Below are 13764 nucleotides of genomic sequence, written 5' to 3'. Positions count from 1 at the left end.
AAAAGGAAAAACTGATAACCAAATCAGTTAACTTTTCTAGTACCACCATGTCCTCCTGCTACAACAACCATTATTTTTATACTTAAATAAATGAATTTAAAAAACTGAATGATTGGATTCATCATTTTAAATCTTTGATATTTTGATATTCTTTCTGTCATTTTAGTAATTATTTAATTCTTATAAATTTTCATTTAATCCTACATCTCTTCTTAAATTTTCACAATAAGTGATATATAGCAAAAAAAAAAGTGCACTTTGCTTATTCTGGAATCAACCACCAAAAAGGTTTCATTTTTGCTTTATAGATAAACGCATAGTGCAATACTAGTTTTAACCAATGTCCTGCTAAACCAATTTCTCCAAAAGTTTTTCCTAATTGTCTACCTTGTGTTTTTGGATATTTTTCGTAGTCAGGAACAATAGGAAACGTGGTAATACTAACGCCACTTCCCTTTGTCATTCCGTAACCAGCAGAAGCAATACATGCTGCTCCCATATTACCTAAACTTCCCTTGTGATGTAATGACTCTGATCCACTTTTAATAGAGTCAATAATATTATCTGCGACCAATTTGGCAGTAATACCAGAGGGCATACCTGTACGTGGAGGTGCTGGCGAAATAACTGTTCCGTTTTTGCTAGTTCTTGGCTTAGAAATGGCGTGTGGAGGCGCAAATGCAATTCCTGGAGCAAAAATATTTTTATAACTTGGGTTTTGATACGTTTCTGGCCAATCTTTTACAGACCATTCTTCGTATGGTTTTGTTGTATAATCGGCATCTACAATCATAAACCCTTTAAATAGTTTTTCTGTGATGTCATTTTCATTTTTATCAAAAGCTTTAAAACCATGACCAGAAAATGATGGAATTAACATTGCAAAATCATAAGTTTCAGTCTTATATTCTCCTTCCAAGTTTTCATAATGGGCAATACCATCTTCAATTTTATTAACACCTGCTCCTAATATCCACTTGATGTCTCTATCTTCAAAAATCATTTCGACCATTTCATGAGATTTCATGGTCATGCTTCCGTAGCTTAACAACATACCATCCATCCCAAAATCGCCTAATTGGTATTCGTTAGAAATCCAAGTGACTTCTGCCATATCGCGTACATTGTGCTTACGCAACTCCTGTTCTACATTTAAAATATACTCAAACGCAGCACCTTGACAAGTTGATTTTGCGTGTCCTGTACCAATCAATATTTTAGCTTTTTTACCAGCTTTCATTTGCTGAATAACTTCATTTAAACCTTCCCAAGCATGGTCTGCATGTGTATAAGTACAAACAGAATAGGTTTTATTTTGTCCCGGAATTAAGCCTTCTGTCGCTTCAAAATTTAATTTTGGTCCAGTAGCATTAATTAAATAATCGTAAGTTATTTTTTCTTGTTGACCTTTATTAGCTCCTGCGACATACTCTGATAAAACATATGGTTTATCCTCATTTTTATCGCCTTCAGGAAAAAACGAAATTGCTTTAGCTTGTTTATAACCTATTCCTTTCTTTTTGTATAAAGGAGCTAATGGTAATAAGATTTTTTTTGATTTCATTCTACCAATTCCAACCCAAATATTGGAAGGAATCCATTGGTAATTAGTGTTAGGAGATACCACAACAACTTCGTGATCTTTAGATAGTTTTCTTCTTAAATGAGAAGCTGCTACATGACCAGAAATTCCGGCTCCTAAAATGACGATTTTAGACATAATCTGTGAATTTTAAATAAAGATATTATATACTTAAAACCTGCACAGCTACTTATGTTACATAACTAGTAACTAGTATCGTCCAATTTTACTTTACCATGAAATGTTTTATATAAAAACAAGAAATAACCAGCTAATAATGGTGCTCCAATAGCCACAATAGTTAACATAATACCCAGTGACTTTTGCGAAGACGCTGCATTGTATATAGTTACGCTGTATTTAGGGTCTATAGTCGAAGGTAATAATACTGGATATAATTGAAAAGCAACTAACATTAATAAAAAAGCCATAGTTAAAGATGAAAAAACTAAAGCATTAGCATATTTTTTCTTAGACACTAATCTAGGTACATTGGCTACTGCTAAAAAAGCTAGAATAGGTAATGCAAAAAACACAGGGTTTTCTTTAAATTTATCTGTAACTCCGTGTAAAAAAGTCAAAGTATATAATGATGTTACTGCAAAACTTATAATAAAGAAAATCATTCCTTTTTTTAGCAAAAACGTTAATCTAGCATGCAAACGACCTTCCGTTTTTAGTAATAAAAAAATTGCACCTTGTGTCATAAAAATAGATAATGTTGTAAAACCAACCATAATAGCATAAGGACTTAAAAATGAGAAGAAAATACCACCTTGATAGGTCAAGTTTTCTCCTAATTCAAAACCTTGCAAAACATTACCTAAGACAACACCTAATAAAAAAGCTATTAACGTGTTGGAAACAAAATAAATAATATCCCATGTTTTTCGCCACCAAGTCATATCTTCAGCACTTCTAAATTTTATAGCAGAAGATCTTAACACTAAAAGCATTAAAAACAACATAAAAGGTATATACATTGCCGATAACATAGTAGCATACATAACAGGAAATCCTGCAAATAAGGCGCCTCCACCAATAATTAACCACACTTGATTTGCGTCCCACAATGGACCAATAGCATTAATTGCAATACGACGACTTAAGTCTTTTTTTAAAAATAAGTGCCAAGCACCAGCACCATAATCAAACCCTTCTAAAATAGCATAACCCGAAAATAATAAGCCGACAACTAAATACCAAAGTGTTGGATAATCTATACCTAATATTGTTTCCATAAGTGTTTGTTTAAATAATGTCTAGTGTATTATTAGCTTCATCATATGGTCCGTGTTTTATCTTTTTATTTAAAGAATAGATAAATAACAAAAATAATATAGCATAGACTACTAAAAATAAAATTAAAGAGAATAAAATTTGATTAGAAGACACTTCTTGCGAAAATCCTTCGTTTGTTCTTAAATGTCCATAAACAATCCATGGTTGACGTCCCATCTCTGCAGCAAACCATCCGACTTGATTTGCTATTTGTGGTAGTAACACTGAAAATGCAAAGATTTTTAATAACCATCGTTTTTCAAATAATGTTCCTTTCCACCATAAAAACGAAGCATATAATGTTAATCCAATTAAAAACATACCTATAGAAATCATAATATGATAAAATTGAAACACTGCATTTACTTGACCTGGTCTATCCTCTTCTGGAAAAGCATTTAATCCAGTAATTGGAGCTTCAAAATCTTGATGTACCAAAAAAGACAAACCTCCTGGTATACCAATACCTGTCACTTCTTGCGTTTTATCATTTACCCAACCAAACAAGTATAAATCAGCAGGTGCAGATTTGTCATAATGCCCTTCCATAGCAGCTAATTTTGCTGGCTGATTTACAGCCACACCATCTGCCGAACTATGCCCTGAAAGTAATTGAGTTAATGATATAATAGTTGCCAAACCTAAAGCAATTTTAAATGCTTTTTTTGAAATTTCAACATATCGACCTTTAAGTAAATAGTAAGCATGCACACTTAAAACTAAAAACGCACCTGCTAAAAATGCGCCTTGCCAAACATGAATAATCCTATCTACACTAGATGGATTAAAAACCATTGCCCAAAAGTCTGTCACTTCTGCTCTAGCATTAAATCCTTCGCCAACTATATGATAACCAGCTGGTGTTTGTTGCCAACTATTAGCTACTACAATCCAAACTGCCGAAAACATGGAACCAAGAAAAACACCAATTGTAGATATAAAATGTACTCTAGGAGATACACGATTCCATCCAAAAATTAAAACTCCTAAAAAGGCACTTTCTAATCCAAATGCAAATAAACCTTCGGCTGCTAAAGCGCTTCCAAAAATATCACCAACATATCTTGAATATACTGCCCAATTGGTACCAAACTCAAACTCCATAATAATACCTGTTGCGACACCAATACCAAAAGTTATAGCAAAGATTTTTAACCAAAAGCGAGTTAATACTTCATAATGCTTATTTCCTGTTTTAAGATATAGTCCTTCCATAATAACCATGATCAAACCTATACCAATACTTAATGGAGGATAGATATAATGAAAGGCAATGGTGAAGGCAAATTGAATTCTGGCTAAAATTTCGGTATCCATAGCTTATTTATTTTAATACAAAAATACGACACAACGCTTAATTATTATGTAACTTATATTACAAAAAAGAGCCTTAATAAAAGGCTCTTTTTAAATGTAATTGACTTACTTTTTTAAGATTGAATCCAATACTAAATCTTTATCTAATTTTTTAGTACAGAAAAACCAGTCTTTACAATCTAGATCTTCTGTAGACGTCATACGCTCTTCTGCAACACCACAAGAACCTGCTGGTGATACAATAACATCATCTCCAGGATTCCAATCTGCAGGAGTGGCTACATTAAATTTGTCTGAGGTTTGCATAGCTATTAATGCTCTGTAAAGTTCATCAAAGTTACGTCCTAAGCTTAATGGATAATAAATGATAGCTCTAACAGTTTCATTTGGATCAACAAAAAAGACAGCTCTTACGGCTTGTGTTTTACTTTCTCCTGGTTGAATCATTCCGTATTTTTTAGCAACTTCCATGGAGATATCTTCTATTAAAGGAAATTTAACTTCAATGTCTTTCATCCCATTAAATTCAATTTTATCTTTAATCGTTCTTAACCAAGCAATATGACTGTACAGACCGTCAATAGACAATCCTATTAAACTACAATTTGCTTTTTCAAATTTTTCTTCTAAATGCGCAAATGTCATAAACTCAGAGGTACAAACAGGCGTAAAATCTGCTGGATGACTAAATAGTATAGACCATTTTCCTTTATAATCCGATGGGTAATTAATATCTCCTTGTGTTGTTACTGCTTTAAATTCTGGTGCTTTGTCACCAATTCTTGGCATTGCGAAAACTTCTTGTTGTGTTGTTTCTAATGTATTCATAGTATATATATTTTAATTTATTGATACTGTAAAATTACTTTAGAAGGCTGTGGCTATGTGTAACATTTGTCACTTAAACAATATCTTAAGCTTATATTAAAATAAGATTTAGCTATCAACTAAAATCTGCTGTAATGTAACAAATGTCACCTTTTATGACACACTGTTATTTTATTTTTACACTAATGAAAATGAGTACTTATATATTCACTTTAAGTGTAACCACTCTTATACTATTTAATAGTACAAGAGTCTCCTTAACTTATGCCTATTATAAACTAGATCCTATAGGTTTTATTGAAGCTTTGTGTGTTAATAAAGATAAACCTGAGTTACAATGTAATGGTAAATGTCATTTAAAAAAGGTTTCAAAATCATTAGATAAAGAGCAAAATACACCAGAAAATATAGTCGATTTTAAAGAGCTTCTTTTATTTACGCTAACCACAGAAAAATTAGCATTTAAACACAAAAACGATCTAAAAAAACAAAATACTTCGATTTACCAAAACCTGTATTCGTTTAGCAGTATTAACGATTGTTTCCATCCTCCACAGGTATAATTTATCTTTTAGTATAGGTAGTTGATCTACCCCAAACACAGAAGTTAAATATAATACTACTATAAATGAAGAAAATATATAGCGTGCTTTTATGCATGCTAATTACAGCTATGTCTTTTAGTCAAGATCAAAACGAAACTAAAAAAGACACTACAAATCAAAAAGTACACAAATTAGACGAAGTTATTGTTACTGGAAAATTAAACACAGATCCTGTATTAACAATTGTTTCTAATAATTATGAAAAAGACATTGTACAACCTAAAAATGTTGCTGATTTGTTTAACAACATCAATGGTTTTTCGGTAATAAAAAGAGGTAACTATGCTATAGACCCATCGTTTAGAGCATCTCAATATGAGCAATTAAACATCCAATATGATGGTGGCACCAAAGCAATGCATGCTTGTCCAAATAGAATGGATCCCATTACAACACATATTATTCCTGAAGAAATTTCTAAAATTGAAATTATAAAAGGACCTTACACTGTGCGTTATGGCGCTACATTTGGAGGTATTGTTAATCTAGTAACACAAAAACCAGATTATGAAGATTATGGCATACACGGAAAAGTATCTGGTGGTTATGAAAGCAACGGAAGCTCATTAGTCAATTTAGCACAATTACAATACATTCAAGAAAAATATGATATTGTAGCTAATGCTGGTTACAGAGATTTTGGAAATTATGAAGACGGTAATGGAACAGAAATCCCCTCGTCCTTTAAAAGTACAGATTACGGCATCAAATTAGGGTATAATTTTACTGAAGACCAACGTTTACAAGCACATTGGAGACAATCTTTTGGTCGTGATGTCTTACACGCAGCTTTACCAATGGATACTGACTTTGATAACAGCAGTATTTTATCTTTAGACTATAAATTGGATAACATTGGTAACGTCCTTAAATCTTTTACTGCAAAAGGATATTATAGCTATGTTGATCACTTAATGACAAACAATAACAGACCGTCCTTTATGATGATGGAAGCGTCGTCTGCGGTAGATGCAACAACTATTGGTGGTAAATTAGAATTAAATTGGAAACCGCTTGAAAAACTAAATATATTTTCTGGTTTAGATGCTATGCATGTTGCTAGAGATGGTGGCAGAACTAGAATTATTAAAATTATGAATGGGAATATGCTAGCTACTCCAATAACGTTTAACGATAAGGTTTGGCAAGATTCGTACATTACAGATTTGGGTATTTTTACAGAAGCTAAGTATTCAATTAACCCTAAAACCATTATTACAGCAGGTTTACGTTATGACAATGTAACTTCAGACATACAAGATCCAGAAGCCGATTTTGAAGCTTTATACGACTTAAAAAGACGAACGGAACACAATGTTAGCGGAACCATTTCAATTAAAAAAAGAGTAACCAATAATTTTACACTGGAAACTGCTTATGGACGTGGTGTGCGATCTGCTAATATGATTGAGCGTTTTATTAACCATTTTACTGTTGGTCAAGACCCTTATGAATATGTAGGAAACCCTAATTTAAAAGCTGAAGTAAATAATCAATTTGAAATTGGCTTTAAAGGAAAACAACCATTAAAAAATGGATTTAATAGCTTTAAATACGAAACGTCTTTTTATTATTCCTTTTTTGAAAACTATATTGTTGGTGCTATAGATCCAACATTAACAAGAAAGTTTAATCCTACTTCAGACCCAACTAATGTAAAAGTATTTAAAAATATAAATGAAGCTTATAAAACAGGATTTGAAGCTATGGCTGAAATCGATTTTTTAGACGATTATTACTTCAAAACTGAATTTGCTTATGTCTATGCTAAAAACAAAGATTTAGCAGAGTCATTACCCTTAACGCCTCCTTTTAACACCAAATTAGTTTTAGGATTTCAGAAAGAAAAATTTTGGGGAAATGCACAATATAACATCGTATCTAAACAGGATAATATTTCTAGAAGTTTTGGAGAAACCGAAACGCATGGTTATCAAACTTTAGACATCCGTTTTGGCGTTAAGCCAGTTAAGAATATTACTTTAGGTGTTGCTGTAATTAATGCTTTAGATGAAGCTTATAATAATCATTTAAACTTCTCTTTTACTAATCAAGCAGATTTTGGACGTACACCTATTACAGAACCTGGACGTAACTTTTCAGCATTTTTACAGTATGTTTTTTAATAGAAAAAAATGAAGAAAGTACTCTTTTTAATTCGAAACTATAAAATAAAAAAGAATGAATAAATTAATAATTGTATTTACACTTTTTGTGAGTTTTGGCTATGCACAAAATACAAACGACAGAGAAAAACAAGATGATAATATTGAAATTAAATCTAAAAACTTTGACAATTTATATCGTATCAACGATTCTATTTATCGTTCAGAACAACCAAGTAAAAAAGGTTTTATAGAATTAGATACTTCAGGAATAAAAACCATTGTTAATTTACGAAGATTACGAAATGACATTAAAAAAGCTAAAGGCACTGATTTGCAATTAGAACATATACCATTAGCTACAAAGCAAATTACAGAACAGGATATTTTAGAAGTTATTCAACATATTGACAATGCTGAAAAACCACTTTTAATTCATTGTTGGCATGGCTCTGACCGAACAGGAGTAATGGTTGCTGCATACAGAATAGTTATAGAAAACTGGAGTAAAGAAAAAGCAATTAAGGAATTTAGAAATAAAAAATTTGGTTATCATGAAAACAAGTATCCAAATCTGCTTTATTTACTAGAACATTTAAATGTTGAGGACATCAAAAAGCAGTTAAAAACTACCAATTAAAACTAAAAAGGCTCGATTTAATAATTATCGAGCCTTTTAGTTTAATTAATCTATTTATAAAAAATATTATTCAGCCTTTAATTTACCTTTCTTTAGGCTCTTCTTTATCTCTGTCACTATTTGTCATAGAGCTTACTAATAAACCAATAAGCCCTAAACAAACAAGAGCAAATATAGCAATCATAATTACTCCGTTGTTCCAATTATATAATGCAATGTTTTGAAGTATCATAGTGTAAAAATTGTATCGTTATTTAATACTGTAAAATTACTACTGTACTTTCATAATTAATATGACATATATCAGTTTTGTGACACCTTTTTTAGACCTTTATTTTTTCTGAAAAATAAAGAACAATTCTCGACCAGCTCTTGGTTTTATAGAGTTATGCGCTTCCTTCATAACCTTTATATTAAAATAAGGTTTAAAATAGCCTAAATACTCTGTTTTATCACCTCCAAATGGTGGATGAGTTGTATTTAAAACTGCATCAAATAATAAACCTGCAACTTTACCATTAACATTTAATAATTCTGAAACTTTTTTTGCGTAATCAGCTCTTAAACTGGGATTAATAGCACAAAAAAAGGTTTGCTCTATAATTAGATCAAACGTCTGATTTAAATCAAAAAAATTATTTAAAATTAAATTTGAAGTAGGAAACGATGGCACTCTTTTTTTAAAATTCTCTAAAGCTGTTTTAGATAAATCTACAACATATACATTTTTGAAACCTTTTTCATAAAGGTATTCTGCTTCATAGCTATTGCCTCCTCCAGGAATTAAAATTTTCAAATCCAAATTGGTTAATTGGTCAAAATAAGCTTTTAAAGGAGGTGAAACTTCTCCTAAATCCCAACCAATATCATCGGACTGATATCTATTATCCCAAAAATCTGCACTTAAATCCATTAATAGGTAGCAGTTATAACGTCAATTAATTGTTTTTTTTGAAGCACACCTGATTGTCTCCAAACTTGTTTTCCTTTTTTAAATAGTAATAATGTTGGCACTCCTCTAACTTGATATTTAGATGCTAATTCTTGATTTTTATCTACATCAATTTTAATAATCGAAACTCGGTCTTTTAAATTGTCTTTTACATCCTTTAAAATAGGACTCATAGTTTTACAAGGTCCACACCACTCTGCATAAAAATCTACTAAAACTGGTTGATCTTGATTGATTATTTCTGAAAATTTACTCATTATTTATATCATTTATTTATCAAAACTAATACTCCAAATCCCTCTAACTTGATTTAAATCATAACCTACAGCCTTATCATCAGGATATAAATTAGCAAGGCTCTTTAATATAGGTCTTTTTATATCTTGATTTGGTTTACCATGACATTGCAAGCACATTGCGTTTGTTTTTATTGGATAATAAACCTGTACTTTATCTTCTAAAACATCAACTATTGGTTTTGGTTCTGTATTATTTTTAATATCGTTTTTAAAAGAATTAATATACGTTAATTCTTTTTTATTTGCTAAATTATTTTGATTTCTTGGTTTATCAGACACTCTTTTAATTGATGCATTATGCACTACAGACATACTATCCGTTAATGGATAGGCTTTTTCATTACAAAAAGCTAATGCTTCTAAAGTTCCTTTTTTTTGAATAGTACCCATTAGATTTTTTCCTAATACCGCTTTTGTTGTTAAGGCGTATTTTAAACCTCTTTCTGCGTATGGTAACTCTTCTATACTATTTTCGACTTGTTGTTGATCAATAGTACTTTTTTTTCCTTTTCCATTACTTTTAAAATCACCTTTTTCTTCATTATAATGTTTTTCAAACCATTCTGGCTGATCAATTTCATAGTCAAACATATACTCGGCAATTTTAGCAATAGTTTCTTCTGGAAAGGACTGTTTAGGCATAACACCAAAACGTTTTACTGCACCATACATTTTAGCATCTTGTGCATTTGGATTTTTAATCCATGATTGCATATTTTCTACAAATTGTGTTTTAGTTGTATTTTCGTCAATGTAATGCTTTTTAATAGCAATCATTGGTGGTCCAATCCTATCTGATTGACTAGCAGATAGACTGTGACAGGTATAACAATTAATTTCCATTAATTTTTTTTCTGGATGCTTATTAGCTTCCATTTGCTTGTCAAATACAGAATAAGCTTCATTTTTTGTGTTTTTACAACCAAAAAACACAACTATTAATACTCCAAATGCAATTACTTTTTTCATTTTAACTTTTATTATTTTGAAAGCTTGCCAGTTGCACAGCTAACAAAAGATTTAGCTTTTGATAGTATATTATTTGTATCTTCTATTGAAGGGTAGCCCAAAACTTTTAATTTGTCTTGCACTGCAAAAGCATCTTCCTCTTTAGTATAATTAAATTGAACTTTACTTGCCTCTACATCTACTTTAATATCTGATATATTTTCAATTTCAGATAATTTAGTTTGAATTGTGTTTGCACAACCACCACATTTTAAATTTTGTACTATTATTGATGTTTTCATTTTTTATGTATTTTGATTTTTTTTTTGAAACTAATTATAATTTAAAAAACCTCCTTTTAAGTCGTAAATTTCTTTAAAACCTAAGGTAACTATTTTTTTAGAAGCCTGCTTACTTCTACTACCACTTCTACAGTATACATATATTGCTTTATCTTTATCTAACTTATCGAATTGAGCATTAAATTTACTTGAAAAAAAGTCAATGTTTTTTGCATTTTTAATATGTCCTGAATTGTATTCTTTTGGAGTTCTAACATCTATTAACTGCACATTTTTGTTTGTGATTTGTGCTCTAAACTCTTGAGCGCTTAATACTTTAATATAATTGTTATTTGATGTTTTAGAACCAAAAAGGGCTGTAAATATTGACATGATAATTATGTGTTTCATTTATAATTTATTTACTATAAAATTAATAAATACAGGACGTATTATTAGTAACTTTTGTTACATAAAAAGCGCGTATTACAAGATTGTAATACGCGCTTTTTCTAACTAAAAAAACTAAGTTTTTTATTTTAATGTAGATGGACAAACAAAGTCTGTTCTAGGAATATTTGTTGTTTTAATAGCTCCATAACCACCAGCTACATCTATTAAATTATGTATACCTCTACTTTTTAAAATTGACGCAGCAATTACAGATCGATAACCACCTGCACAATGTACATAAAAAGGTTTATCTTCAGGAAACTGGCTTAAATGACTATTAATATTGTCTAAAGCAGTATGTTTAGCTCCATCAACATGTTCGGCTGTAAACTCTCCATCTTTTCTAACATCAAAAATGACGTCTTTATTCTCTTGGTATCTGTTTGCAAACTCTTCTGCAGAAATAGATGTTAAGGTATCATACTCCATTCCAGAATCTTTCCATGCTTTAAAACTACCTTCTAAATAACCAATAACATTATCAAAACCTACACGAGATAAACGTGTAATAACTTCTTCTTCTCTACCTTCAGGAGCCACTAGTAAAATAGGTTGACTAACGTCTGCAATTAATGCACCAACCCAAGGTGCAAATCCACCATCAATACCTATAAAAATAGATCGTGGTATGTGACCTTTAATAAATTCTGATTGGTGGCGCACATCTAAAACAATGGCTTCTGTTTCGTTTGCTGCAGCTTCAAAAGCTTTTGGAGCTAATGGTGTTTGTGATTTTGTCATGACTTTATCAAAGCTTTCATAACCTTGAATATTCATCATAACGTTTTGAGGAAAGTATGCTGGAGGCTCTGATAAACCATCTAATAACTCAGCAATAAATTCATCTTTACTCATGTTTGCACGTAAAGCATAATTAACCTTTTTCTGATTGCCTAAAGTATCTGTAGTTTCTTTACTCATGTTTTTACCGCAAGCAGAACCTGCGCCATGATTTGGATATACGATTAAATCGTCGCTTAAAGGCATGATTTTATTACGAAGCGAATCGTATAAAAAACCTGCCAACTTTTCTTGGGTTAAATCTGAGGCTATTTTCTGTGCTAAATCAGGACGACCAACATCACCAATAAATAAGGTGTCACCTGTTATGATTCCGTGTTCTTTATTATTTTCATCTATCAAAAGGTACGTCGTACTTTCCATAGTATGACCTGGAGTATGTATTACTTTTATTTTATAATCTCCTATTTCAAATATTTGACCATCTTCTGCTATTATTGCATCATAAGATGGGTTTGCTGTTGGACCAAATACAATTTGAGCTCCAGATTTAGCTTTTAAATCTAAATGACCAGACACAAAATCTGCATGAAAATGTGTTTCAAAAATATATTTGATTTTAGCATTATCTGCTTCAGCTTTGTTAATATATGGCTGTACTTCTCTTAATGGGTCTATTATTGCTGCTTCACCGTTACTTTCTATATAATATGCAGCGTGTGCTAAGCAACCTGTATATATTTGTTCTACCTTCATTGTGATTATATTTTATAGTAATTAAAGTGTTTTGCATCTAAAAAAGCAAACCCTTTTTTACTTTATTTATTCAAATTTACTAATGTTTTTAAGTTTGTACAGCAACTTTTGTTACATTATTTTAAAACTAGCTCTTTTAGAATAATGTAAATAGACATTACTAAAACAAACCAACCAAAACTCTTTTTTAATTTTTTTCCTGATACAAATTTAGAGAAATAGCCTCCTATTAAAATACCAATAATTGTTAATAATGAAAAACTTAATAAAAAATACCAATCAATATCCAAAGTTTGAGCATCTCCTGTAAATCCTATTAATGAGTTTATTGCAACTATTACCAAAGATGTACCTACCGCTTTTTTCATGTCCAAATTAGCCCAAAGCACTAATGCTGGCACGTATAAAAACCCTCCTCCAGCACCAATTAAGCCTGTAATTAAACCTATTATTATACCTTGAATAAAAGTTTTATAATATGGTTGAGATGCTTTATGATTTACAACTTCTTTTTTGGTTTTAATCATTGAAAAAGCTGCTATAAACATAATTAAAGCAAAAAATATCATGATAGCCATAGCTTTTGTTACTATAAAACCACCTATTGTAAAAAGGTTTTCTGGTATAGCAGGTACTAAAAAACGTCTAGATAAATATACTGCTAAAAAGGATGGAAAAGAAAATGCTAAGCCTGTTTTAAAATCTACTAATTTTTTTTGGTGTTTTTGTATAACACCTACCAAAGAAGAGGATCCTACTACAAATAATGAATATGCAGTGGCTATTATTGGGTTAAATCCTAAAAAATATACCAATAATGGTACTGTTAAGATAGAACCACCACCACCAATCAATCCTAGTATACCTCCAATTATAAAGGCTCCTAGATAGGTAACTACTTGCTGTAAATCCATTAATTTTATAATTTATTTAGTCAAAAGTAATTATCCTAATTAGCATATATAGTAACATAAGT

The 13764-nt window shown here is 30.7% G+C and carries 16 protein-coding genes; 3 read left to right on the top strand and 13 right to left on the bottom strand.

Annotation, left to right across the window (positions count from 1 at the left end; all coding sequences use genetic code 11):
- Window positions 1-23: 23 nt before the first annotated feature.
- The 5 genes from JAO71_RS02620 to JAO71_RS02600 all read right to left on the bottom strand — a co-directional run bounded on the left by JAO71_RS02620 (window position 24) and on the right by JAO71_RS02600 (window position 5008).
- Window positions 24-161 carry a hypothetical protein gene (locus tag JAO71_RS02620; RefSeq protein ID WP_162874836.1) on the bottom strand — a complete coding sequence of 46 codons (138 nt, stop codon included), beginning with the start codon at window positions 159-161 and terminating at the stop codon, window positions 24-26.
- Between the two features lie 101 nt (window positions 162-262).
- Window positions 263-1720 (bottom strand): NAD(P)/FAD-dependent oxidoreductase, encoded by a 1458-nt coding sequence (locus tag JAO71_RS02615; protein WP_202998620.1) that lies wholly within the window; start codon window positions 1718-1720, stop codon window positions 263-265.
- A 65-nt stretch (window positions 1721-1785) separates the two neighbouring features.
- Window positions 1786-2823 (bottom strand): cytochrome d ubiquinol oxidase subunit II, encoded by a 1038-nt coding sequence (gene cydB / locus JAO71_RS02610; RefSeq protein ID WP_028291012.1) that lies wholly within the window; start codon window positions 2821-2823, stop codon window positions 1786-1788.
- A gap of 10 nt (window positions 2824-2833) precedes the next feature.
- Window positions 2834-4180 (bottom strand): cytochrome ubiquinol oxidase subunit I, encoded by a 1347-nt coding sequence (locus JAO71_RS02605; protein WP_028291013.1) that lies wholly within the window; start codon window positions 4178-4180, stop codon window positions 2834-2836.
- A 105-nt stretch (window positions 4181-4285) separates the two neighbouring features.
- A complete protein-coding gene (locus tag JAO71_RS02600) occupies window positions 4286-5008 on the bottom strand; it encodes a peroxiredoxin (protein WP_028291014.1) in 723 nt (240 codons plus the stop codon).
- A gap of 191 nt (window positions 5009-5199) precedes the next feature.
- Between JAO71_RS02600 and JAO71_RS02595 the strand changes: the two genes are divergently transcribed.
- The 3 genes from JAO71_RS02595 to JAO71_RS02585 all read left to right on the top strand — a co-directional run bounded on the left by JAO71_RS02595 (window position 5200) and on the right by JAO71_RS02585 (window position 8358).
- The gene (locus tag JAO71_RS02595) at window positions 5200-5571 is read left to right on the top strand and encodes a hypothetical protein (protein WP_215906956.1); all 372 of its coding nucleotides are present in this window, start codon (window positions 5200-5202) and stop codon (window positions 5569-5571) included.
- Window positions 5572-5636: 65 nt separating this feature from the next.
- Window positions 5637-7739: a TonB-dependent receptor domain-containing protein gene (locus JAO71_RS02590; RefSeq protein WP_236011143.1), complete on the top strand. Its 2103-nt coding sequence runs from the start codon at window positions 5637-5639 to the stop codon at window positions 7737-7739.
- A gap of 55 nt (window positions 7740-7794) precedes the next feature.
- On the top strand, window positions 7795-8358 hold the full coding sequence (locus tag JAO71_RS02585) for a fused DSP-PTPase phosphatase/NAD kinase-like protein (protein ID WP_202998618.1): 564 nt from the start codon (window positions 7795-7797) through the stop codon (window positions 8356-8358).
- Window positions 8359-8440: 82 nt separating this feature from the next.
- Here the strand turns inward: JAO71_RS02585 and JAO71_RS02580 are convergent, their stop codons facing one another.
- The 8 genes from JAO71_RS02580 to JAO71_RS02545 form a co-directional block, all read right to left on the bottom strand.
- Window positions 8441-8590 carry a hypothetical protein gene (locus JAO71_RS02580; RefSeq protein WP_202998608.1) on the bottom strand — a complete coding sequence of 50 codons (150 nt, stop codon included), beginning with the start codon at window positions 8588-8590 and terminating at the stop codon, window positions 8441-8443.
- Window positions 8591-8689: 99 nt separating this feature from the next.
- Window positions 8690-9271, bottom strand: coding sequence for a methyltransferase domain-containing protein (locus tag JAO71_RS02575; RefSeq protein WP_202998607.1), 582 nt, complete (start codon window positions 9269-9271; stop codon window positions 8690-8692).
- Window positions 9271-9567, bottom strand: a complete 297-nt coding sequence (gene trxA / locus JAO71_RS02570; RefSeq protein WP_202998606.1) for a thioredoxin — start codon at window positions 9565-9567, stop codon at window positions 9271-9273. The genes JAO71_RS02575 and trxA overlap by 1 nt, the downstream gene beginning before the upstream one ends.
- Before the next feature lie 12 nt (window positions 9568-9579).
- A complete protein-coding gene (locus tag JAO71_RS02565; RefSeq protein WP_202998605.1) occupies window positions 9580-10578 on the bottom strand; it encodes a c-type heme family protein in 999 nt (332 codons plus the stop codon).
- A gap of 11 nt (window positions 10579-10589) precedes the next feature.
- Window positions 10590-10859 carry a heavy-metal-associated domain-containing protein gene (locus JAO71_RS02560; RefSeq protein ID WP_054851264.1) on the bottom strand — a complete coding sequence of 90 codons (270 nt, stop codon included), beginning with the start codon at window positions 10857-10859 and terminating at the stop codon, window positions 10590-10592.
- 30 nt (window positions 10860-10889) lie between these two features.
- Window positions 10890-11249, bottom strand: a complete 360-nt coding sequence (locus JAO71_RS02555; protein ID WP_236011141.1) for a rhodanese-like domain-containing protein — start codon at window positions 11247-11249, stop codon at window positions 10890-10892.
- Window positions 11250-11372: 123 nt separating this feature from the next.
- Window positions 11373-12788, bottom strand: a complete 1416-nt coding sequence (locus JAO71_RS02550) for an MBL fold metallo-hydrolase (RefSeq protein WP_202998604.1) — start codon at window positions 12786-12788, stop codon at window positions 11373-11375.
- A 116-nt stretch (window positions 12789-12904) separates the two neighbouring features.
- The gene (locus JAO71_RS02545; protein ID WP_028291022.1) at window positions 12905-13702 is read right to left on the bottom strand and encodes a sulfite exporter TauE/SafE family protein; all 798 of its coding nucleotides are present in this window, start codon (window positions 13700-13702) and stop codon (window positions 12905-12907) included.
- Window positions 13703-13764 lie beyond the last annotated feature (62 nt).

The organism is Olleya sediminilitoris, assembly GCF_016785945.1.
GTDB lineage: Bacteria > Bacteroidota > Bacteroidia > Flavobacteriales > Flavobacteriaceae > Olleya > Olleya sediminilitoris.
This window is presented reverse-complemented; position numbering and strand designations above follow the sequence as displayed.

Bases quoted from the DNA above. Each gene is read 5' to 3' on its own strand.
- JAO71_RS02620 (WP_162874836.1), bottom strand. From the start codon at position 161: ATGACAGAAAGAATATCAAAATATCAAAGATTTAAAATGATGAATCCA.
- JAO71_RS02615 (WP_202998620.1), bottom strand. From the start codon at position 1,720: ATGTCTAAAATCGTCATTTTAGGAGCCGGAATTTCTGGTCATGTAGCA.
- cydB (WP_028291012.1), bottom strand. From the start codon at position 2,823: ATGGAAACAATATTAGGTATAGATTATCCAACACTTTGGTATTTAGTT.
- JAO71_RS02605 (WP_028291013.1), bottom strand. From the start codon at position 4,180: ATGGATACCGAAATTTTAGCCAGAATTCAATTTGCCTTCACCATTGCC.
- JAO71_RS02600 (WP_028291014.1), bottom strand. From the start codon at position 5,008: ATGAATACATTAGAAACAACACAACAAGAAGTTTTCGCAATGCCAAGA.
- JAO71_RS02595 (WP_215906956.1), top strand. From the start codon at position 5,200: ATGAGTACTTATATATTCACTTTAAGTGTAACCACTCTTATACTATTT.
- JAO71_RS02590 (WP_236011143.1), top strand. From the start codon at position 5,637: ATGAAGAAAATATATAGCGTGCTTTTATGCATGCTAATTACAGCTATG.
- JAO71_RS02585 (WP_202998618.1), top strand. From the start codon at position 7,795: ATGAATAAATTAATAATTGTATTTACACTTTTTGTGAGTTTTGGCTAT.
- JAO71_RS02580 (WP_202998608.1), bottom strand. From the start codon at position 8,590: ATGATACTTCAAAACATTGCATTATATAATTGGAACAACGGAGTAATT.
- JAO71_RS02575 (WP_202998607.1), bottom strand. From the start codon at position 9,271: ATGGATTTAAGTGCAGATTTTTGGGATAATAGATATCAGTCCGATGAT.
- trxA (WP_202998606.1), bottom strand. From the start codon at position 9,567: ATGAGTAAATTTTCAGAAATAATCAATCAAGATCAACCAGTTTTAGTA.
- JAO71_RS02565 (WP_202998605.1), bottom strand. From the start codon at position 10,578: ATGAAAAAAGTAATTGCATTTGGAGTATTAATAGTTGTGTTTTTTGGT.
- JAO71_RS02560 (WP_054851264.1), bottom strand. From the start codon at position 10,859: ATGAAAACATCAATAATAGTACAAAATTTAAAATGTGGTGGTTGTGCA.
- JAO71_RS02555 (WP_236011141.1), bottom strand. From the start codon at position 11,249: ATGAAACACATAATTATCATGTCAATATTTACAGCCCTTTTTGGTTCT.
- JAO71_RS02550 (WP_202998604.1), bottom strand. From the start codon at position 12,788: ATGAAGGTAGAACAAATATATACAGGTTGCTTAGCACACGCTGCATAT.
- JAO71_RS02545 (WP_028291022.1), bottom strand. From the start codon at position 13,702: ATGGATTTACAGCAAGTAGTTACCTATCTAGGAGCCTTTATAATTGGA.